General features: G+C 31.7%; 17 protein-coding genes. 5 read left to right on the top strand and 12 right to left on the bottom strand.

Annotated features, from left to right (window positions below):
- Positions 1 to 20: 20 nt before the first annotated feature.
- The 12 genes from NYQ10_RS12715 to NYQ10_RS12770 form a co-directional block, all read right to left on the bottom strand.
- Entirely contained in the window at positions 21 to 1,262 is a 1,242-nt protein-coding gene (locus tag NYQ10_RS12715) for an ATP-binding cassette domain-containing protein (RefSeq protein ID WP_289876701.1), read from the bottom strand.
- 98 nt (positions 1,263 to 1,360) lie between these two features.
- Entirely contained in the window at positions 1,361 to 2,197 is an 837-nt protein-coding gene (locus NYQ10_RS12720) for a sulfurtransferase (protein WP_289876702.1), read from the bottom strand.
- 6 nt (positions 2,198 to 2,203) lie between these two features.
- Complete coding sequence (locus NYQ10_RS12725; RefSeq protein ID WP_289876703.1) at positions 2,204 to 3,061, bottom strand: ThuA domain-containing protein; 858 nt, start codon at positions 3,059 to 3,061, stop codon at positions 2,204 to 2,206.
- 3 nt (positions 3,062 to 3,064) lie between these two features.
- Complete coding sequence (locus NYQ10_RS12730; protein WP_289876704.1) at positions 3,065 to 3,454, bottom strand: DUF1398 domain-containing protein; 390 nt, start codon at positions 3,452 to 3,454, stop codon at positions 3,065 to 3,067.
- 26 nt (positions 3,455 to 3,480) lie between these two features.
- A complete protein-coding gene (locus NYQ10_RS12735; RefSeq protein ID WP_289876705.1) occupies positions 3,481 to 4,470 on the bottom strand; it encodes an alpha/beta fold hydrolase in 990 nt (329 codons plus the stop codon).
- Positions 4,471 to 4,558: 88 nt separating this feature from the next.
- Positions 4,559 to 5,395, bottom strand: coding sequence for a mechanosensitive ion channel family protein (locus NYQ10_RS12740; protein WP_289876706.1), 837 nt, complete (start codon positions 5,393 to 5,395; stop codon positions 4,559 to 4,561).
- A 15-nt stretch (positions 5,396 to 5,410) separates the two neighbouring features.
- Positions 5,411 to 5,842, bottom strand: a complete 432-nt coding sequence (locus NYQ10_RS12745; RefSeq protein WP_289876707.1) for a hypothetical protein — start codon at positions 5,840 to 5,842, stop codon at positions 5,411 to 5,413.
- Between the two features lie 11 nt (positions 5,843 to 5,853).
- Entirely contained in the window at positions 5,854 to 6,291 is a 438-nt protein-coding gene (locus NYQ10_RS12750; RefSeq protein WP_276174236.1) for an acyl-CoA thioesterase, read from the bottom strand.
- 55 nt (positions 6,292 to 6,346) lie between these two features.
- On the bottom strand, positions 6,347 to 6,808 hold the full coding sequence (locus NYQ10_RS12755; protein WP_289876708.1) for an SRPBCC family protein: 462 nt from the start codon (positions 6,806 to 6,808) through the stop codon (positions 6,347 to 6,349).
- Positions 6,809 to 6,875: 67 nt separating this feature from the next.
- Positions 6,876 to 7,340, bottom strand: a complete 465-nt coding sequence (locus NYQ10_RS12760) for a hypothetical protein (protein WP_289876709.1) — start codon at positions 7,338 to 7,340, stop codon at positions 6,876 to 6,878.
- A 15-nt stretch (positions 7,341 to 7,355) separates the two neighbouring features.
- Positions 7,356 to 8,633 (bottom strand): Na+/H+ antiporter, encoded by a 1,278-nt coding sequence (locus NYQ10_RS12765; protein ID WP_289876710.1) that lies wholly within the window; start codon positions 8,631 to 8,633, stop codon positions 7,356 to 7,358.
- A 352-nt stretch (positions 8,634 to 8,985) separates the two neighbouring features.
- The gene (locus NYQ10_RS12770; protein WP_289876711.1) at positions 8,986 to 9,762 is read right to left on the bottom strand and encodes a hypothetical protein; all 777 of its coding nucleotides are present in this window, start codon (positions 9,760 to 9,762) and stop codon (positions 8,986 to 8,988) included.
- 389 nt (positions 9,763 to 10,151) lie between these two features.
- Between NYQ10_RS12770 and dnaK the strand changes: the two genes are divergently transcribed.
- From dnaK to NYQ10_RS12795, 5 genes are all read left to right on the top strand, one after another.
- Positions 10,152 to 12,035: a molecular chaperone DnaK gene (gene dnaK, locus NYQ10_RS12775; RefSeq protein ID WP_276174232.1), complete on the top strand. Its 1,884-nt coding sequence runs from the start codon at positions 10,152 to 10,154 to the stop codon at positions 12,033 to 12,035.
- A gap of 194 nt (positions 12,036 to 12,229) precedes the next feature.
- Positions 12,230 to 13,303 (top strand): magnesium/cobalt transporter CorA, encoded by a 1,074-nt coding sequence (gene corA / locus NYQ10_RS12780; RefSeq protein WP_289876712.1) that lies wholly within the window; start codon positions 12,230 to 12,232, stop codon positions 13,301 to 13,303.
- A 66-nt stretch (positions 13,304 to 13,369) separates the two neighbouring features.
- Positions 13,370 to 15,463, top strand: coding sequence for a phosphate acetyltransferase (gene pta / locus NYQ10_RS12785; protein ID WP_289876713.1), 2,094 nt, complete (start codon positions 13,370 to 13,372; stop codon positions 15,461 to 15,463).
- A 122-nt stretch (positions 15,464 to 15,585) separates the two neighbouring features.
- Positions 15,586 to 16,770 (top strand): acetate/propionate family kinase, encoded by a 1,185-nt coding sequence (locus NYQ10_RS12790; protein ID WP_289876714.1) that lies wholly within the window; start codon positions 15,586 to 15,588, stop codon positions 16,768 to 16,770.
- A gap of 134 nt (positions 16,771 to 16,904) precedes the next feature.
- Positions 16,905 to 19,649 carry a helix-turn-helix and ligand-binding sensor domain-containing protein gene (locus NYQ10_RS12795; protein WP_289876715.1) on the top strand — a complete coding sequence of 915 codons (2,745 nt, stop codon included), beginning with the start codon at positions 16,905 to 16,907 and terminating at the stop codon, positions 19,647 to 19,649.
- Positions 19,650 to 19,693 lie beyond the last annotated feature (44 nt).

Consider the following 19,693-nt stretch of genomic DNA (forward strand, 5'->3'; position numbering starts at 1 on the left):
AAATTAGTGGAATTCGTGTTTTAATTTAATTCTGAATGGTATTTTATTTTACCGATTGAACCAGTTTCTGACGGTAAAAGTTCAAAAACAGAAGTAGGAGCGAGGCCTTGTTCAATTCGGTGTGAAACATAAACAATACTCACATTTGTTTCCTGTTTTATTGTATTAATTAATTGAATAACCAAATCTACATTTTCGTCATCTAAACCTTCAACTGGTTCGTCTAAAATTAATAATGGCGGATGTTTTAAAACAGCGCGAACGATTAATGCAACTCTTTGTTGTCCGATAGAAAGATCAATGAAACGTTTTTTACGTAAATGTGCCATTTCTATCACTTCGAGCCATTGTGTTACAATATTTTTTTGATGTGTTGACGGTTCTGTATAAAGTCCGATTTGGTCAAAGAATCCCGAAAGAATCATTTGTTCAAGAGTGTGACCTTTTTGGAATAAATCGGTCATAGAAGTAGTAAAAATTCCGATTTGTTTTTTAATTTCCCAAACACTTTCTCCAGTTCCTTTTTTTCTTCCGAATAAAAATAAATTCTGTCCAAAACCTTTTGGATTATCGCCCGTAATCAAAGATAAAATTGTACTTTTTCCAGAACCATTTGGACCGATTAATTGCCAGAATTCGCCTTGTTTGATTGTCCAAGAAATGTTGTTAAGGATTTTTCGTTCTTCATAACTTACCGAAACATCATCTAATTTTATTAATACACTTTCGTGAAAATTATGTGGTTCTACAGCTTTTGGAATTGATGCTGTATTTAAAGTTTTAAAATAGTTTTCGGTTTTTACAAATGGATGCAATTCAAAAGTATTGTCTTTGATTAAAGCTTTATTTGGAACAAAATCTAATACATCAACAGTACGATTTAAAAGCTGAATAATAGCAATATCATTTGTCAAATCTTTTAAAGAATCGGCAAGAACAACTCTTGAAGGCTGATCTAAATGGTCAAACGGATTATCAAAAATGATGAAATCTGGTTTTTGATCAATACAATATTTTAAAAACTCTTTTTTGCGTTCTCCCGAAGAAAAAGTTCTCAGTTGTCTGTTAGAAGTTGTTGATGCTTCAACGCTATCATATTGAAATTCTTTTTCGATAAATTTCTCGATTGAAATATCTGAGAATAAAATTCCTTTTTGATTATTAAAAAGAGCTAATTCTCCTTTTGCTTCTCCGTTTAATATATTTTCTATAAAAGCCTTTTTATTTACCTGATTTGATAAAAGTATGTCCCAGTGTTGCATTGTATTCTTAAAATTTTGACTTTTTAGCCACAGATTATGAGGATTAAAAAGATTAATATTTGAATCTATTTAATCTGTGGCCAAATATAATTTTTATTCTAGTTTTTTGTTGTCATTTCGCGATCATTTCTAGACCATTCGCTCCACGATCCGACATATAATTTCGGAATCGGAAGCCCTGCGTAATCCATTGCTAATAAAGTGTGGCAAGCCGTAACACCCGAACCGCAATGCACAATTGTGTTCTCTGATTTTTTATCACCAATTATAGTTTTGTATTTTTGAGCCAATTCTGTTGAAGATTTAAATAACCCGTTTTCATCTAAATTTTCCATTAATGGAACATTTACCGCGCCCGGAATGTGTCCCGCAATTAAATCAAGCGGTTCTATTAAACCGTCAAATCTGTTTTTATCACGAACATCGATTACGATATTTTGATCGTTTTTACGTGCTTTTTCGACTTCTTCAATATCGGCTAAAGGTAATTTCCATTCCTGAAAAGGATATGTAGTTTTTTCAAAAGATTCAATTCCAGAATTTGTTGGAAAACCCGCTTGAATTGCCGCTTGATAACCACCATTTAAAACCTGAATTTTTTCATGTCCAATCGCACGCATCATCCACCAAAATCTTGCGGCGAAGTTTGATCCGTTTTTATTATCGTAAACAATAACGTGACTTGAAGGTGAAATTCCGAGAGAAGAAAGCTTTTTAGAAAAATCTTCTGCAGACGGCAAAGGATGTCTTCCTCCGTTGGCTGGGTTTTCTGAAATGGAAGCCAAATCACGATTTAAATCTACAAAACGAGCACCTTTTAAATGTTCATTCTGATAATTTTCAAAAGCATTTGCTCCGGCTCGTGCATCAATTAAAATGATGTTTGAGACAGAAATTATTTCTTCGGCAGAAATTAAAGGTGATATCGTTGCCATTTTTTTTTATTTTTTCTTCGAATTTCCCATCCAAAGAAGGGCATTCAAAATTAACTGACTTTGCGTTTTGTTCTCAAATGTGTACGATAAGGTTTTGTTTGTTCCGCCTTCATAATCAATATCATTGTGTCCCATATTTACGTACAGCATTTTGTATTTTTTGTTTGTCCAAACTACGGGATAATAACCGTTGTGCCATATTTCATGCGCTTTTGGTCCAGTTCCTAAAGGAAAACTAGATTCGTCAATTGCTAATAAAATTTCGATATCCGGATTTTTGGTTAAATCATTCGACCATCTGTACCATTCGTTTGGTGCAGAAATGAAAGTTTTAGGAATATTTTTGGTCACCGCATGCTGATTTTCAACTCGTAAAACTGCCGATGTTGGTTTCCAAGTATTGCTTCCGTATTCTCCAGATCCTAGAAAAGTATTGTGATACCAGTTCCAATCTTGATTATAGCTTGAATCATTTAATGCAAATGCTGAAAAATGAAACCCGATAAAGCCGCCTCCGTTTTCCATATATTTCTGAAAAGCTTCGCGCTGTTCTTTTTTTTCTGGACGTGTGTCTAAAAACAAAACAACTTGATATTTAGCTAGAAAATTTGGATTTAAATTTTCCCAATTACTGGTAGAATCATATTGAAAATGATTTTCTTTCGCCAGTTTTGGGAAATATTTATTCGCTTCATGCACAAAACTAATATGCGCCTGATCATTTTTTGCGGTATAAAATGCAATTACATTAAATTTTGGATTTTCTTTTTTGTTCTGAGAAAGACTTGAAAAAGAAATCATTAAAATAAAGAATACAATACCTTTCTTAAAAGCGGTTTTAGAATTTTGATTGAAAAAAAGCATGAATTAACTTGGAATTTTTTCGATCAAAATTTCATTTTCAGATTTATCAAAATAGGTGCAAGTCATTTCAACAATATCAACACGCCATTTCGCAATTCCGCTTTGTGCACAATGTTTGCAGAAAGTCATATAGTCGGTTTCGCCGTGCTGGTGTTTTACCAAAAATTCAATAAACAGTTCTTTGTTTGGAAAATCAGCAACTTTGATTTCAGGATATTTTTCTTCCGCAGTAGCGCTATAATTATTTAAGCCAAAATATACAACACTTCCGTCATGTACAAAAGTGTCATAACCTTTTACGCCTAAAATTATTAGGTCTTGAATATAATTTGGAAAGTCAGCACCGCTTTTCACTTTTGCATGCGCTTCTTTTATTTGCTCAATTGTAAACATAATTTATATAGTTTTTAAGTTAGTTTTTATTTCAAAAATACGATTAATGATTTTATAAATAAATCAAAAGATTCTATATGCGGTAAATGTCCAGTATTTGGAATTTCTGCTAATTTAGAATTCGGAATTGCTTTTTGAGTTTTCTTTCCCAATTCGACATAATTTCCCATTGTTTTCTGAATTTCTGCCGAAACCAAAGGTTTTCCTAAAGCCGTTTTATCTCTAGTTCCGATAATTAAAAGCGTCGGACTTTTTATATTTTTAAATTCGTATAAAACAGGTTGCGTAAAAATCATATCATAAAGAAGAGCAGAGTTCCAAGCCACTTTACTATAATCGGGAGCTGTTGTCCAGCCTGCACCAAGTTCTGCCCATTTTTGGTAATCGGTATTCCATTTTCCGTCATAATAATTTGCCATTTGGTATTTTTTGATGCCTTCGTAATTTTGTTTTAATTCCGATTCGTACCACCAATCAATGGGTTTATAAGGCACAATTAATTTCCAATCTTCCAATCCAATCGGATTTTCTAAAATTAGCTTTTCAGTAGTTTCAGGATACATTAATGCAAAACGAGTTGCGAGCATTCCGCCCATAGAATGACCTAAAATAGCTGATTTTTGAATTCCTAAATGATCTAAAAGTTGCTTTGTATTCTGAGCCAATTGCTGAAAAGTATATTGAAAATTATCTGGTTTTGTTGATTTTCCAAAACCAATCTGATCGGGAACAATTACACGAAATCCTTCTTTTGTTAAAGCTTTAATAGTTGTTTCCCAATAAGCGCCGTTGAAGTTTTTTCCGTGAAGGAGAACAATGTTTTTATTGTTGTAATTGTTGGGCTTAATGTCCATATAAGCCATTTTTAAGGTTTGGCGTTGATTGTTCAATTCTAAAAAATGAACAGGAAAAGGATATTCGTAATTACTTAAATTTATATCGAGAGACTTAATATTTCCTTCTTGAGAAAAAGTTAAAAAAGGAATTAAAAGTGCTAATACTTTAAAGATTTTCATATTTACGGCCATTTGTTTTAATAACTTATAAAGTTAAAACGTAACATTTTTAAAACAAAGCTTAAAATCTTAAAGTTATCAGAAAAAATTATTGTTTTAATGTAACAACTCGTTGTGGATATGGAATGTCAATGTTGTTTTCGTCAAATCTTTTTTTAATGCTTTGAAGTAAATCACAGTACATTACAAATCCGTCTGTAGAATTTTTTGCCCAAGCCCAAGCTTTTAGATTGACGCTAGAATCGGCTAAAGCGACTACGCGTGCAACGACCAGAGGTGCTTTTTCTTTTTTATTTTCGGCTGTGCGAGTGTCAATAAATAATGGATGTTTAGCGATTTCGTCTTTTATTATTTCCAAAGCTTTTTCGATATCAGAATCGTAACCAATTCCGATTTCTATTATTTTACAGCATTTTGTATCGTGCATATTCGTGTTTACGATAATCTGTGCGCTAATTACCGAATTTGGTATTATAATTCGGTTGTTTTCTGCATCTTTCAAAACGACTTGACGTAGATTGATATCTTCAACAGTTCCAACAAAATTGTTGATTGTAATTTTGTCATTGATTTTGAAAGGTTTGAAAATAACTAAAAATATACCGCTCACAATATTGCTTAAAGCTTGTTGAGAAGCCAAACCGGCAACAAGAGAAATTACGCCCGCGCCAGCTAAAAACGAATGTCCGATGATTTTAAATTCAGGAATTTGTATTAAAGCAAAAGCAAATCCTAAAATATAAATTATAGTGATGATTAAGTGTTTTAAGAATTTAAAACCTGTTGCATCATAATCTTTGTCGATTTGTTTTTTGTATAAAAGATAACGGAGCGCTCTGTCTGTAATCGCGCCCAAAACAATTGTTGTAATTGCTATGATGGCAATAAAAAATCCGATTCTAAAGTCTTTTATGTAATCTATCATAGCTTGTTTTTTAGATTAATGAGAAATAACAGATTCGATTAGCCAATCGTTGTTTACTTTTTTCAAATTGAATTCGATAGGTATAACAGCATCCATGTCTGGAGTTACAATAATTTGAGCAGTCGAATCGGTTATTTCTTTTTCAAAATAAGAAGCTTTTTTTTCTTTGTCTATAAATCTGGTTTTTTCCTTGTCTGGAATGCTTTTTTCCATCTTTTTGAGAGTTTCCAAAATCATCTGATTTTCTTTATTTGTAATCAGAAATTTTTTTGCGGTTTCAAAATCAAAATGGTTTGTTGCAGACAAATAAGCTTGAACAGTTTCTTTTGGTGATTTAGATTCTTTTGCAGTATTTGTTTTTTCAGAAGATTTGGTTTCGTCTGAAGGTTTATTTTTGCAATTTGCAAAAAGAGCCAGAATAGCAAAAAAAGAAAATAAACGTCTCATTTGTTTATATTTTAAAGTCCAACGAAATCATCGCTTTTTGGAAATATAGATAAAGCTTGAACAGCAATTTCTGGAGTAGGAGAGGCTAATTTTCTAAGTTTAGTGTCCATCCAAGCGCCATCAACTGTAATTGTTGCACAAAGTGTATCGTCTTCTCTTCTAAATTCGTGAATAATTGACCAGCGAGAAGCATCGGCTTTCATTTTTGAGGTTTTGGTATGAATGAAAATTTTATCTGAAAGTTTTAATTCTTTTCTAAAAACACATTCTTCTCTAAATAAAACAGGTCCAAAACCTTGTGTTTGCATAACTTTTAAAGTAAGTCCCAATTCTTCAAGGATTTCTATACGATGCTGTGCACCAAAATCGTAATATGCACTGTGGCGAACGTGAAAGTTTGGGTCAAGATCTGACCAACGAAAAGATATTTCTTTTGTAAATGAAGCCATTTTTTAAATGTAATTTTAATGAGAAATCGAAATTACGAATAAAAAGTGATTTTTATTAAAGTTTCATTTTCGATAATTCAACTTCCAGCTTATCAAAATTCTCTTCATTTTTATCTACAACATAAGGTTTCAGTTTCTGGCATTCTTCCTCGGTTTCAAAAAGCATTTTAAAAACCACTTTAGTTTGATTTTCTGCAATGGTTTCGAAAGTTGTAAGGATTTGAAAAAGTGGTTTAGAATGACGTTTCCAGGCAATCAGATTAGGTTTTTCTATTTTGATGAATTCGCATTCGTTGGCATAATTTCCGACTTCAGGACCGTGCATTATAAAACTCCATTTTCCGCCTTCACAAAAATTAAATTCGTGAAAAGTGTTAGTAAAACCTTTTGGTCCCCACCAATTTTGTAAATGTTCTGGATCGCTCCAAGCTTTAAAAACAAGTTCTTGAGGGAAGTTTAAAACTCGAGTTGTAACAATTTCTGAATCTGATGTTGTGGAAAGAATATCTGAAGTCATTTCTAAGAAAAAATAAATTAAACGGAAACTAAGATAAAAGTAAGTTTAATTTTTGATAATCAATTTTTTAGCTGAGACTTTCTTGATTATCCCATTCGTATTCTATTTTGTTTATTTTAATATAATAAGGAATCAATAGTAAAATTTCTAATCGTAAAGGAAAGTGTCCATCTTCTCTCGGCGCTATAAACATTGAAGCTACGCAGATTACAACTCCTACAATTGCATCAATTTTAGCGATTGATATGGCGTTGTCTTTTTCAAACCAAAGAGAAAATGCTGCAAATCCTTTCAAGGTCATAATAGCTATAATAAAAATTCCTATTACTGAATATGCTGTGTTACTAGAAAAACCGTAAAGAGATAATTCGACGTTGTCTGTAAATGCATTTCCAATTAACGACGCTAGACCGCAAACGGCTAAAATCATAAAAATCCAACAAAAGGTTTTAATCCACCATGGAAGTAATTTTCTTCTAATGATTTTCGGTTTATCAAATTCGTCAAATTGGCTTTCTAATTCCTGATTCATTTTTTTTGGTTTTAATTAATTTTGAGATTCTATTGGTTCTGTTTTAGAATTTAATTTTTTAACTATGAACGGTAAAGTTAATCCTTGTCCGATAAGTGTAAAAAGAACGACTGCAACTGAAATAAAAATAATGGCATTACGTTCAGGAAACGGATTCCCGTCTTCAAGAAATCTCGGAAGTCCGATGGCAATGGCAAGCGATACAATGCCGCGCATTCCAGACCAACCTAAAATAATACTGTTGTTGAAATCTAGAAGAGCATCTTCACTGATTTTTCTTCTGCCGCCGCGATTTTTCTGAAAGGCTTTTTGAAGGTTTATTTTTTGAAGAAATATTCTAACAAATCGTATTAATAATGCGACAATTGTAATGATAAAAGCGTAGTCAATATAGGGCAGAATCATATCGTCGTCGATATCTTTTAATACATATCTAAAATTAAGTCCGATTAAAATAAATATCAATCCATTTAATAAGAATATAATAATATCCCATAAGCTTCGAGAGCTGTTTTTTAAGCTTTCTGGAAAGACTTTTTTGCTAAAACGGGCAATTGCCAATCCTGAAACAACAACAGCAATAACGCCAGAAACATGCAAATGTTCGGCAATCAAATACGTTACAAAAGGCATTAAAAGCATAAAACTTATGGTAACGTTTGCATTTTTTTTGACTTTTTTTAAAATGACGGATAGTATTTTTGACATCACAAAACCAACAAGAAAACCTCCACCCAACAAAATAATAAATTGCAATGTAGCTTTCCAGATTACAAATGCAGACCCCATTACGGCAGCAACTGCAAATCGGTAAGCGACTAAAGCAGAAGCATCGTTTATTAAACTTTCGCCTTCGAGAATGGTTATGGTTTTATGCGATATTCCAAGACCTTTTGTAATACTTACTGCGGCAACGGCATCGGTTGCAGAAAGAATGGCGCCCAGTACAAATGCGAGCGGCCAGGTTATATCGGGAATCATATAATGAGCAACTACGGCAATCCAAAATGTGGTTAGAAAAACCAATGTTATGGCTAACGTGCTTATGGTATTTAGATTGGTTTTAAAATCTTTTGGCGAAATATTAAAAGAAGCATCATATAATAATGGAGGAAGGAAAAGCAGAAAAATAATTTCTGGATTGATTTCAATTTCATTCATAGTTGGAATAAAACCAATTGCAATTCCAACAATGACAAGCAGAATTGGATACGGCAGTTTTGCTTTATCAGCAAAGGCAGATAAACCAATAACAATGGCGAGTATGAATATTATGATGCTGTAGTTTTCCATTTTTATGATTTAGAAAAATACGAATGTAAGTAATTCAGCTGATTTTTAAGATATCTTCTTTGCGGTTGAGTTTAAAATAATTATTTAACTTTTCAATCTATTTTTACTGATATCCATAAATTTGAAATCGAGAGTTTTAGTTTATTCATTTTAGTTAAAAAAAATAAAATTCTTCGGCTTTAATTTGGTATTTCTTTCTTTCTAAATTCTTCAAGAGCAGGAAGTGTATTCGAAATTTCTGGATTTACTCAAATTTTAATATATTTCAATTCTAACTTTTTTAAGTTGATGAGCTTATTAAACGATAATGAATAACTTACAAATTCGGTAAATTATTTTGAAGCCTAGATTTTTAATGTTTTTCTGTCATTTGATTTATACGTTTTTTAGTAATATTATTTCTTAATATTTTTCTTGAGAACCAATTTCTAGGAAAATTAACTGAAATGTAGGTGCAATACTTGTTTGTGATTCTTAGTTTTTGATGGTTTCTCATAAATGAATCTACTTTTTTTTCAAATAATTCTCCACCATATTTAGGATAACGTTCAGAATCTTTATTTTTTTCTTTATAGATTTTCTCAATAAAATCTTGTTTTCGAATAAGATAGGCTTGGTCTGAAAAGCCATAGCCTGAATAAAAGTCTTCTATTTGTTCGAAAGACTCTTTTTCGGCTTCCCTAAAATTATAATTCCAAGTAGGATTTGCAACAATGATATTAGGATTTCTATACATTATCTCAATTGCATTTTTAATCCAATTTATGTTATTATTTACTGGGAAAGAATCACCCGAAAAGTGCATCAAATAATCAGTTTCACATTTATATATTCCAACTAATTCTGCTATTGAATAATAATATCCTCCATCAAAACTATCAGCGCTCAATTCAAAATGATCTAATACTAAAGATTCGTAATCTTCAACTACAAAATAATTGTCAATAACACCTTCTTTAATTTTTTGTTTACAATATTTTTCAACTAACTTTCTGTTTTTTACATTGTTAATAATGACGTGTTTCTTGGAAAAATTGAAATTACAATTGAAAATTATTTTATTTAAATAATTACCCTTTAATATATATTCCCAATCTTTTTCCCAAACTTTTGTTTCGAATGTAACCATTTTGTCTTATTTGTTATGGCATGTTTAAAATTTGATTATTCTAGCTTTCAACGTTTTTGATAGCTTACTTGTATCTATTAAGTCCAGAATGATATTTTACATACGAATGTAATTTTTTTTTATAAATTATTTAGAGAACTTTTAATTTGTTACTTAATTCTTGAAATTTTATCACACTAAGTGAAATAGCAAGTTAGATGAACATTTTCAAAATGACATTAATACGTAATTATGCCAAACCTGTCAGGTTCTAAAAATGTCATGTTGGCAGATGATTTTTAGGGCAAGACATTAAAACTGACAATTTTATTTAGATTTTTATCTTGGCACAAAGATTGACTTATGCCACCTGAGTTATAAAATTAAATCAAAAATTAAATATATAAAAAATGGGTAAAATAATCGGAATTGACTTAGGTACGACGAACTCTTGTGTTTCTGTAATGGAAGGTAACGAAGCAGTTGTTATCCCTAACGCAGAAGGAAAAAGAACTACACCATCTATCATCGCTTTTGTTGAAGGTGGAGAAATTAAAGTAGGTGATCCTGCAAAAAGACAAGCAGTAACGAATCCTACAAAAACGATTGCTTCTATTAAACGTTTTATGGGACACACTTTTGCTGAAACTCAAGAAGAGGCAAAAAGAGTTCCTTACAGTGTTGTAAAAGGTGACAACAATACGCCACGTGTGGATATTGATGGTCGTTTATACACTGCTCAAGAATTGTCTGCAATGACACTTCAAAAAATGAAAAAAACTGCTGAAGACTATTTAGGTCAAACAGTAACTGAGGCAGTTATTACAGTTCCTGCTTACTTTAACGATGCGCAACGTCAAGCTACAAAAGAAGCTGGTGAAATCGCTGGTCTTAAAGTTATGCGTATCATCAACGAGCCAACTGCTGCTGCACTTGCTTACGGATTAGATAAAAAAGGAAATGATCAAAAAATTGCTGTTTACGATTTAGGTGGAGGTACTTTTGATATCTCTGTTCTTGAATTAGGAGACGGTGTATTTGAAGTATTATCTACAAATGGTGATACTCACTTAGGTGGTGATGATTTTGACCAAGTTATTATCGACTGGTTAGCTGACGAATTCAAAACTGAAGAAGGTATTGATTTACGTTTAGATCCAATGTCATTACAACGTTTGAAAGAAGCTGCTGAGAAAGCTAAGATTGAATTATCATCTTCTGCTGAAACAGAAATCAATTTACCTTACGTAACTGCTACTGCTTCTGGACCAAAACACTTAGTGAAAAAATTATCTAGAGCTAAATTTGAGCAATTATCTGATTCTTTAGTAAAACGTTCTATGGAGCCAGTTGCTAAAGCATTAAAAGATGCAGGTTTATCTACATCTGATATCGACGAAGTAATCCTTGTAGGAGGTTCTACTCGTATGCCAAGAATCGCTGACGAAGTTGAAAAATTCTTCGGTAAAAAAGCTTCTAAAGGTGTTAACCCTGATGAGGTTGTTGCTATTGGAGCTGCTATTCAAGGTGGAGTTTTATCTGGAGATGTAAAAGATGTATTGTTACTTGACGTTACACCTCTTTCTTTAGGTATCGAAACTATGGGTGGTGTATTGACTAAATTAATCGAGTCTAACACAACTATCCCAACTAAAAAATCTCAAGTATTCTCTACTGCTGCTGATTCTCAACCATCTGTTGAAATCCACGTATTACAAGGAGAAAGAGCAATGGCTGCTGATAACAAAACTATCGGTCGTTTCCACTTAGATGGTATTCCACCAGCACCAAGAGGAGTTCCTCAAATCGAAGTAACTTTCGATATCGATGCTAATGGTATCATCAAAGTTTCTGCAACTGATAAAGGAACAGGAAAATCTCACGATATCCGTATCGAAGCTTCTTCTGGATTAACAGCTGAAGAAATAGAAAAAATGAAAAAAGATGCTGAAGCTAATGCTGATGCAGATAGAATCGCTAAAGAAAGAGCTGAAAAATTGAACGAAGCTGATAGTACTATCTTCCAAACTGAATCTCAATTGAAAGAGTTAGGAGATAAATTGACAGACGATCAAAAAACAGCTATCGAATTTGCTTTAACTGAATTAAGATTCGCTCACCAATCTCAAGATCTTGAGGCAATCCAAAAAGGATTAGACAATGTAAATGCAGCTTGGAAAACAGCTACAGAAGCAATGTACGCTCAAGGTGGTGAAGGGCAACAAGCTGCTCCACAACAAGAGCAGTCTTCAGGAGACAATGTTGAAGACGTTGAATTTGAAGAGGTAAAATAATTCTTTAGTATTAAGAAATTAGTACAAAGTATTAAGATAGAAAACCGAGTCATTTCTGACTCGGTTTTTTTATGGATATAATTTAATGTAGAGACGTACCGCAGTGCGTCTAACCGCAGTTTTTCTACAAACTGATAAATGTCATTTCTTCTTCGAATTCTTTTTCGTAATATTACTATTGTAAAATTTCTAGAATGAGAAAGATTAAATACAAGAAAGGACGCAAGCTGCAGCATATTACATTAGAGTACACAGGAACGCATAAAGAGCATGAAAGTGAAATGCAACTTTTTGTGTATGATGATAATGATGTTGTTGAATATGATAAGTTTACAGTTTTAGCCTTGAATTCTTGCTTTGATTATACAAAAAACAATTGGCTAAATGTTCATGGCTTAAATGACATTGGGTTACTTAAAACAATTGGTACACATTTTAAACTTGACGATTTTCTTTTAGCTGATATTTTAAACACAACCAAAAGAACAAAGTTAGAAGAGCAGCAAAACGTTTTATTCTTTAATATAAAATCCCTTTTGCCTTCTGAATATTCAGATAATATTAGTGTAGAACAAATCAGTTTTATTCTGAAAGAAGGAATACTTATTTCTTTTCAGGAAAAACGAAGTGATTTCTTTACACATATTCGTGAACGTTTACGCACACATGCAGGGATTGTTAGAACAAAAAAAGTAGATTATCTCTTGTACTTGCTTTTAGATGCTGTAATGGAAAATTTCTACATTACGTTGGAAGATGAGGAAGATAAGATCGAAGAATTAATCAATTTGACTAAAAAAGAAGCGAAACCTGTTATTCTGGAAAAAATCGAAAATCACCGTGATAATTTGAATTTCTTAAAGCGCTCCATTACACCATTGAGAGATTCATTATACTATCTTAAAACAATAAAAGATGACGATGAAAATAATGGTTTAATTCAAAAAGAAACGTTTAATTTTTTTATAAGACTGCATCAAAAAAGTTTGGAACTTTTAGAGCAAATTGAATCGGATATGAGCGCATTAGAAAGTGCTTCAAATTTTTATTTTTCGGAACAAAGCCGAAAAATGAATGAAATTATGAAAACCTTGACTATTATTTCTGCCATATTTATTCCATTAACTTTTATCGTTGGTGTTTACGGAATGAACTTTGAAAATATGCCAGAACTCAAAACAGAAAATGGCTATTTTGTGGTTATGGGAATTATGTTTTTGCTCGTAATAGGCTTAATCATTTATTTCAAGAAAAGACGTTGGTTTTAACATTTGTTAGAGTATAAAAAGAATTGAAATATCTAAATTTGTTATTTAGAATAAATATAAATAATTATGAGTAAAGCAATATATATAGCTACTAGTGATCACAATAGTGGAAAATCAATTATTACGCTCGGATTGATGAGTATTCTGATTGGAAAGACGGCTAAAGTGGGCTATTTTAGGCCTATAATTGAAGATTTTGTAGATGGTGAAGTAGATAATCATATCGAAACAGTCTTGTCTTATTTTAACCTTGATATTCAGTTTGAAGATGCTTACGCAATTACAAAAAGCCGATTGATTAAAAAGAAAAATAAAGGTAAAATAGGAGAAGTTTTAGATTTAATTATTGAAAAATATAAGAAACTCGAAGAACGTTTTGATTTCGTTTTGGTTGAAGGAACAAGTTTTACTGGAGAAGGAACTTCAATCGAATTGGATTTGAATGTTTTAATTGCCAAAAACCTTGGTATTCCAACCATAATTGTAGGTTCTGGTGTTGGAAAAACTTTAGAAGAACTTTTAGACAGTTTGTATTTGGTTTATGATTCTTTCAAAGTAAAAGAAGTTGAGGTTTTATCTGTTTTTGCAAATAAAGTGCAAACTGAAAATATCGAATTGGTTACTAAAAGTTTACAGAAAAGTTTACCATCAAATGTCCTGATCAATACAATTCCGCTGATTTCGAGCTTGAATAACCCAACAATGCAGGAAATTGTAAACGAACTGAATGCTAAAGTTTTGTTCGGAGAAAATTATCTGAATAACGAAATCGGTCATTTTAGTGTAGGTGCAATGCAACTTCACAATTATCTGGTTCATTTGCATGACAATGCTTTGGTAATTACTCCTGGCGACCGTTCTGATATTATTTTGGGAGCTTTACAAGCCAATGAATCAGCAAATTATCCAACCATTTCTGGAATTATTCTAACCGGAAATATTGTTCCAGAAGAAAGTATTTTAAAGCTTATCGAAGGACTTTCTGCTATTGTTCCGATTATAGCTGTAGATGGCGGAACATATCACATTACAAACAAAATTGGTTCTATAAAATCTGAGATTTATGCCAACAACACGCATAAAATTGAAACTTCGATTACAACATTTGAAAAATATGTTGATAACGACGCTCTGTCAGAAAGATTAATCACTTTCCAAGCAGAAGGTATGACGCCGAAAATGTTTCAATACAACATGGTTAAAAGAGCGAAACAGCACAGAAAACATATTGTATTGCCAGAAGGAAATGATGATCGAATTATTACCGCTGCATCTAGATTGTTAGATATGGATGTTGTTGATATTTCGATTATTGGAGATAAAAAACAAATTGAAAATAAAGTTATAGAGCTTGGAATTACGTTAGATTTTTCGAAAGTAAATATCATCAATCCAAAAGAATCTGAACTTTACGAAGATTATGCGAATACTTATTATGAGCTTAGAAAAGCTAAAAATGTAAGTATTACAATGGCGAGAGATTTAATGGAAGACGTTTCATATTTCGGAACTATGATGGTTTACAAAGGACACGCAGACGGAATGGTTTCTGGAGCTGCTCACACGACACAGCATACTATTTTGCCGGCTTTGCAGTTCATTAAAACAAAACCAAATTCTTCTGTAGTTTCTTCTGTATTTTTTATGTGTTTAGAAGACCGAGTTTCTGTTTTCGGTGATTGTGCCATTAATCCAAACCCAACGGCAGAACAATTGGCAGAAATTGCAATTTCTTCAGCAGAATCAAGTTTAGCTTTCGGAATTGAACCTAAAATTGCCATGCTTTCGTATTCTTCTGGTTCATCTGGAAAAGGAGATGAAGTAGATAAAGTGAGAACTGCAACAGCAATTGTGAAAGAAAAAAGACCAGATTTGAAAATCGAAGGACCAATTCAGTACGATGCTGCTGTTGATTTAACTGTCGGAAAAAGCAAAATGCCAGATTCAGAAGTAGCAGGGCAGGCGAGTGTACTTATTTTCCCAGATTTAAATACAGGAAATAATACTTACAAGGCTGTACAAAGAGAAACTGGAGCTTTAGCAATTGGACCAATGTTACAAGGATTAAATAAGCCCGTAAATGATTTAAGCCGTGGTTGCACGGTTGATGACATTATCAATACGGTTGTTATTACGGCAATTCAGGCGCAAGGAATGTAATTAATTGTAAATTGTTAATTGTCAATTATAAATTCCTTATATCAAATATAAAAACAAAATTAAGTCTTAAGAAAAAAAACTCAGAACCTTAGAATCTTAGCATCTTAGCACCTTTAAAAAAAATGAAAATACTTATTATAAACTCAGGAAGTTCTTCAATTAAATATCAATTAATGGTTATGCCTGAAAACGAAGTGATTTGTTCTGGAATGATTGACAGAATTGGTTTAGAAACATCAAATGTTACTTTTAAAACTGCCACAGCTTCGCGCGAAGAAACACTTCCAATCCCGAATCATAAAGTTGGATTACAAAAAGTAGCCAACATGCTTTTAGATCCTGAAAAAGGAGTAATTAAATCCACTTCAGAAATTACAGCTGTTGGACATCGTGTAGTACATGGCGGAAGCGATTTTAGTGATACAGTAAAAATTGACGATAAAGTTAAAGCAAAAATTAAACAGCTTTTTGAATTAGCGCCCCTTCATAATCCTGCAAATTTAGAAGGAATTAACGTGGCAGAAGAAATTTTTAGTTCAGCGGAACAAATTGCAGTTTTTGATACCGCTTTTCATCAAACCATGCCAGAAGTCGCTTATAAATATGCGATTCCAAATTATCTTTTGACAGAAAATAAAGTCCGTGTTTACGGTTTTCATGGAACAAGCCATAAATATGTTTCTGAAAAAGCAATTGGTTATTTGGAAAAGAATTCCAGAATAATTACCATTCATTTAGGAAATGGCTGTAGTATGGCGGCTATCAAAAACGGAAAATGTATTGATACTTCAATGGGATTTTCGCCTTCAAATGGTTTAATTATGGGAACGCGTGCTGGAGATATTGACCAATCTGTTGTTTTTTATATGATTAAAAATTTAGGCTATACGCCAGATGAAGTAAATGCTGTTTTGCTGAAACAAAGTGGTATGTTAGGATTAACGGGTTACAGCGATTTGCGTGATATTGAAGCAGAAGCAGAAAAAGGAAACAAAGATTGTCAGCTTGCATTGTATATGAATGCTTATAGAATTAGAAAAACTATAGGAGCTTATGCCGCAGCTCTTAACGGTCTGGATGCTATTGTTTTTACAGCTGGAATTGGTGAAAATTCATCTTACATGCGTAATTTAATCTGTACAGATATGGATTATTTCGGAATCGAAATTGACAAAGAGAAAAATCAAATTCGATCTAAAGAATTAAGAGAAATTAATTCAATAAATGCAATTGTAAAAGTTTTAGTAGTCCCAACAGACGAAGAATATGAAATTGCAAATCAGGTTTATCAATTGCTTGAAAATTAATAAAATTTCGGCAGAATGAAAATGTAACTATTTTATTTTTAGATTATAATAAGAAAAGCTTCCATTACGGAAGCTTTTTTACTTATCGAAAATTAAATTTTTGTAAGTATCTTTGAATATAAATACCACATATCTTGAAATCGATACTTTTAAAATCAGTTTTCTTCTTTTTCATTGCTTTACAGCTTCAAGCACAAGAATTACTTCCATTTGTCGAAAATTACAGCAAATCAGATTATCAGGGTGATAATCAAATCTGGAATGTCGTGCAAGGAAAAGACGATGCCATGTACTTTGCAAACAACCATTATCTACTTCGCTACGATGGTGTAAAATGGGAAAAATATACACTTCCAAACAAAACTATAATTCGTTCAATTTTAATTGAAGGCGATAAAATCTATTCTGGTTCTTATAAAGAATTTGGTTATTGGTACAGAAAAGACGGAACAATGCATTATGTTTCGATAACCAAAAATCTGAGATTGTTTGATGAAAAAGACAATGAAGAAATCTGGAAAATTTTCAGGTTCAATGGTTCGCTATATTTTCAATCTTTCAATGATGTTTTTATTTATAACGGAAAATCAATTGAGAAAATTAAATTTCCATTCCTTATTTCATACTGTTTTGCTGTAGATCAAAACTTATATGTTGCTTCTGTTCAGGATGGAATTTTTAAAATGAAAGACAAATACATCGCTAATCCAAAAGGTTGGGATGTTTTAAAGAAAACTGTTGTTCATGCCATCGAAAAATACCAGAACAAAACCTACATCTTTACACAAAAAAAAGGAGTTTTTGTTGTGGACCAAAACGGTTTAAAAAGTTGGGACAATCCGATAAACGAAATGCTGAAATCTGCAACAATAAATGTTGCAAAATTTATTAAAGGAGAAAAACTGATTATCGGAACTGGAAATCGTGGTATTATCATTTTAGATTTAAAAACCAATTCGTATAAAAACATTGAACGTGACAATGTTTTAATGAATAACTCGGTTTTGAGTTTAGGATTTGATAAAGAGAATGATCTTTGGGTTGGTCTAGATAACGGTATTGCTCATGTTGAGGTCAATTCTCCAATTTCCTTTTTTTATGACAATTCGGGTATTTTAGGATCTGTTTATGCCGTTGCAACAATCAATAAAGGGTATTTGATTGCTTCAAATCACGGTATTTTTGAATATAGTGCAGGAAAATTCAACATGATGTCTAATACACAAGGGCAGGGCTGGAATATTTCGCTTATTGATGGTAAATATATTATAGGTCATAACGACGGTACATTTTCATATGAAAATAATACTTTAACCAAAATTAACGGAGTTAGTGGAGGTTGGAATATGTCAAAAAGCAGTATAAACAATACTTATTTTCAATCTACTTACAGCGGTATTTTAGTTTATGATAATCCTTCAAATTTATCTCAATATAAAGTGATTAAGGATCTTGCAAAACCTATTAAATATGTTGCCCAAAATAAAAAGAATGAAATTTGGGCTGCCGATAATTATCGCGGATTGTACCGTGTTTTATTAGATGACAATTACAATACTTTAAAAGTAGAAAATGTTACACAGCAAAGTAAAATAAAAAACGATTTTGGAATAAAGATTTTTGAGTTTAGAAAAGAAATTCTCTTTTTGATTAATAATGTCTGGTATACTTACAATTCGATTTCTAATAAATTAGAGGAAAATGATTTATTTAATGCGAGCTTTAAAAATGTAACAGATATTGTTTCTATAGACGAAGATCATTTTATGGTTTTGCAAAATGGAATTTTATATCACATTTATGCTGAAGGAAATAAGTTTATTTGGAATATCATTCAGGAAAAATATTATAAGGGAAAATTGATCAATGAAAATTTGAGAATTTTTAAAACCGCAAATGACTATTTGTTTAATCTCGATGACGGATTTATTTCTTTAAAACTTCAATATGAGAATAAGCAAAATTCGAAAGTAGAATTAGAAGCTTTTAGTAATGATGTTTTAATTCCGAATGAATCAAAAATAAAATTCAATACCGAATTAAAGATTAATGTTATTTCTGGAATTTATGGAGCAAGTAAGCCAAACTTGTTTTACAAGTTGGATAAGAGTAGAGAATTTGTGCCAATTTCTGATGGATTAATAATTCTGAATAATTTAAGTAGCGGTTATCATTCGGTTGAGATATTCAAACACGATGGCGCAACTTACGATAAAGTTTTGTCTTATAAGTTTAGAGTGGCAGAACCTTGGTATTTTTCTTTTTGGATGATTCTTCTTTATTTATTGATTATTGGTGCAGTTTTATTCTTTTATTATAAATGGAATAAACTTCGTTATATGCAAAAATTAAAATTGCAGGCAGAAGAATTAAAACATCAGAGAGAAATTCTAGAAATGGAATTGAAGAAAGAGAATGAACTTAATATTCAGGAATACGAAAAACATATCTTAGAATTAGAACTGCAAACAAAATCTTCTGAAGTTGCTGGTAAATCGCTGTCAATTGCCAAACAGACAGAAATGATTGATAAAATTCAAACAATTTTAGAAACGGAGAAAGATTTTAGTAAACTTAAAAACGAAATCAAAAAAGCTATCAAGATTAATGAAGTGAATAAACACGAGTGGGAAATATTTGAAACCAATTTAAATCAAATTCACAACGAGTTTATTATTAATCTTTCTAAAAAATATCCACACTTGACTCCAAAAGATATTAAACTGTGTGTTTATCTTAAAATGAACCTTTCTTCTAAGGAAATTGCACCTATGATGAACATCTCTTTTAGAGGTGTAGAATTGCATAGATATCGTTTAAGAAAGAAATTAAACCTCACACAAGACGAAAACCTGTCGAAATTTTTATTAACTCTGTAAGTTTTGATTTTGTTTTTTACATATTTTGTATTTTTTAATATCAT

The sequence above is a fragment of the Flavobacterium johnsoniae genome (genome assembly GCF_030388325.1).
In the GTDB taxonomy this organism is placed as follows: Bacteria; Bacteroidota; Bacteroidia; order Flavobacteriales; family Flavobacteriaceae; genus Flavobacterium; species Flavobacterium johnsoniae_C.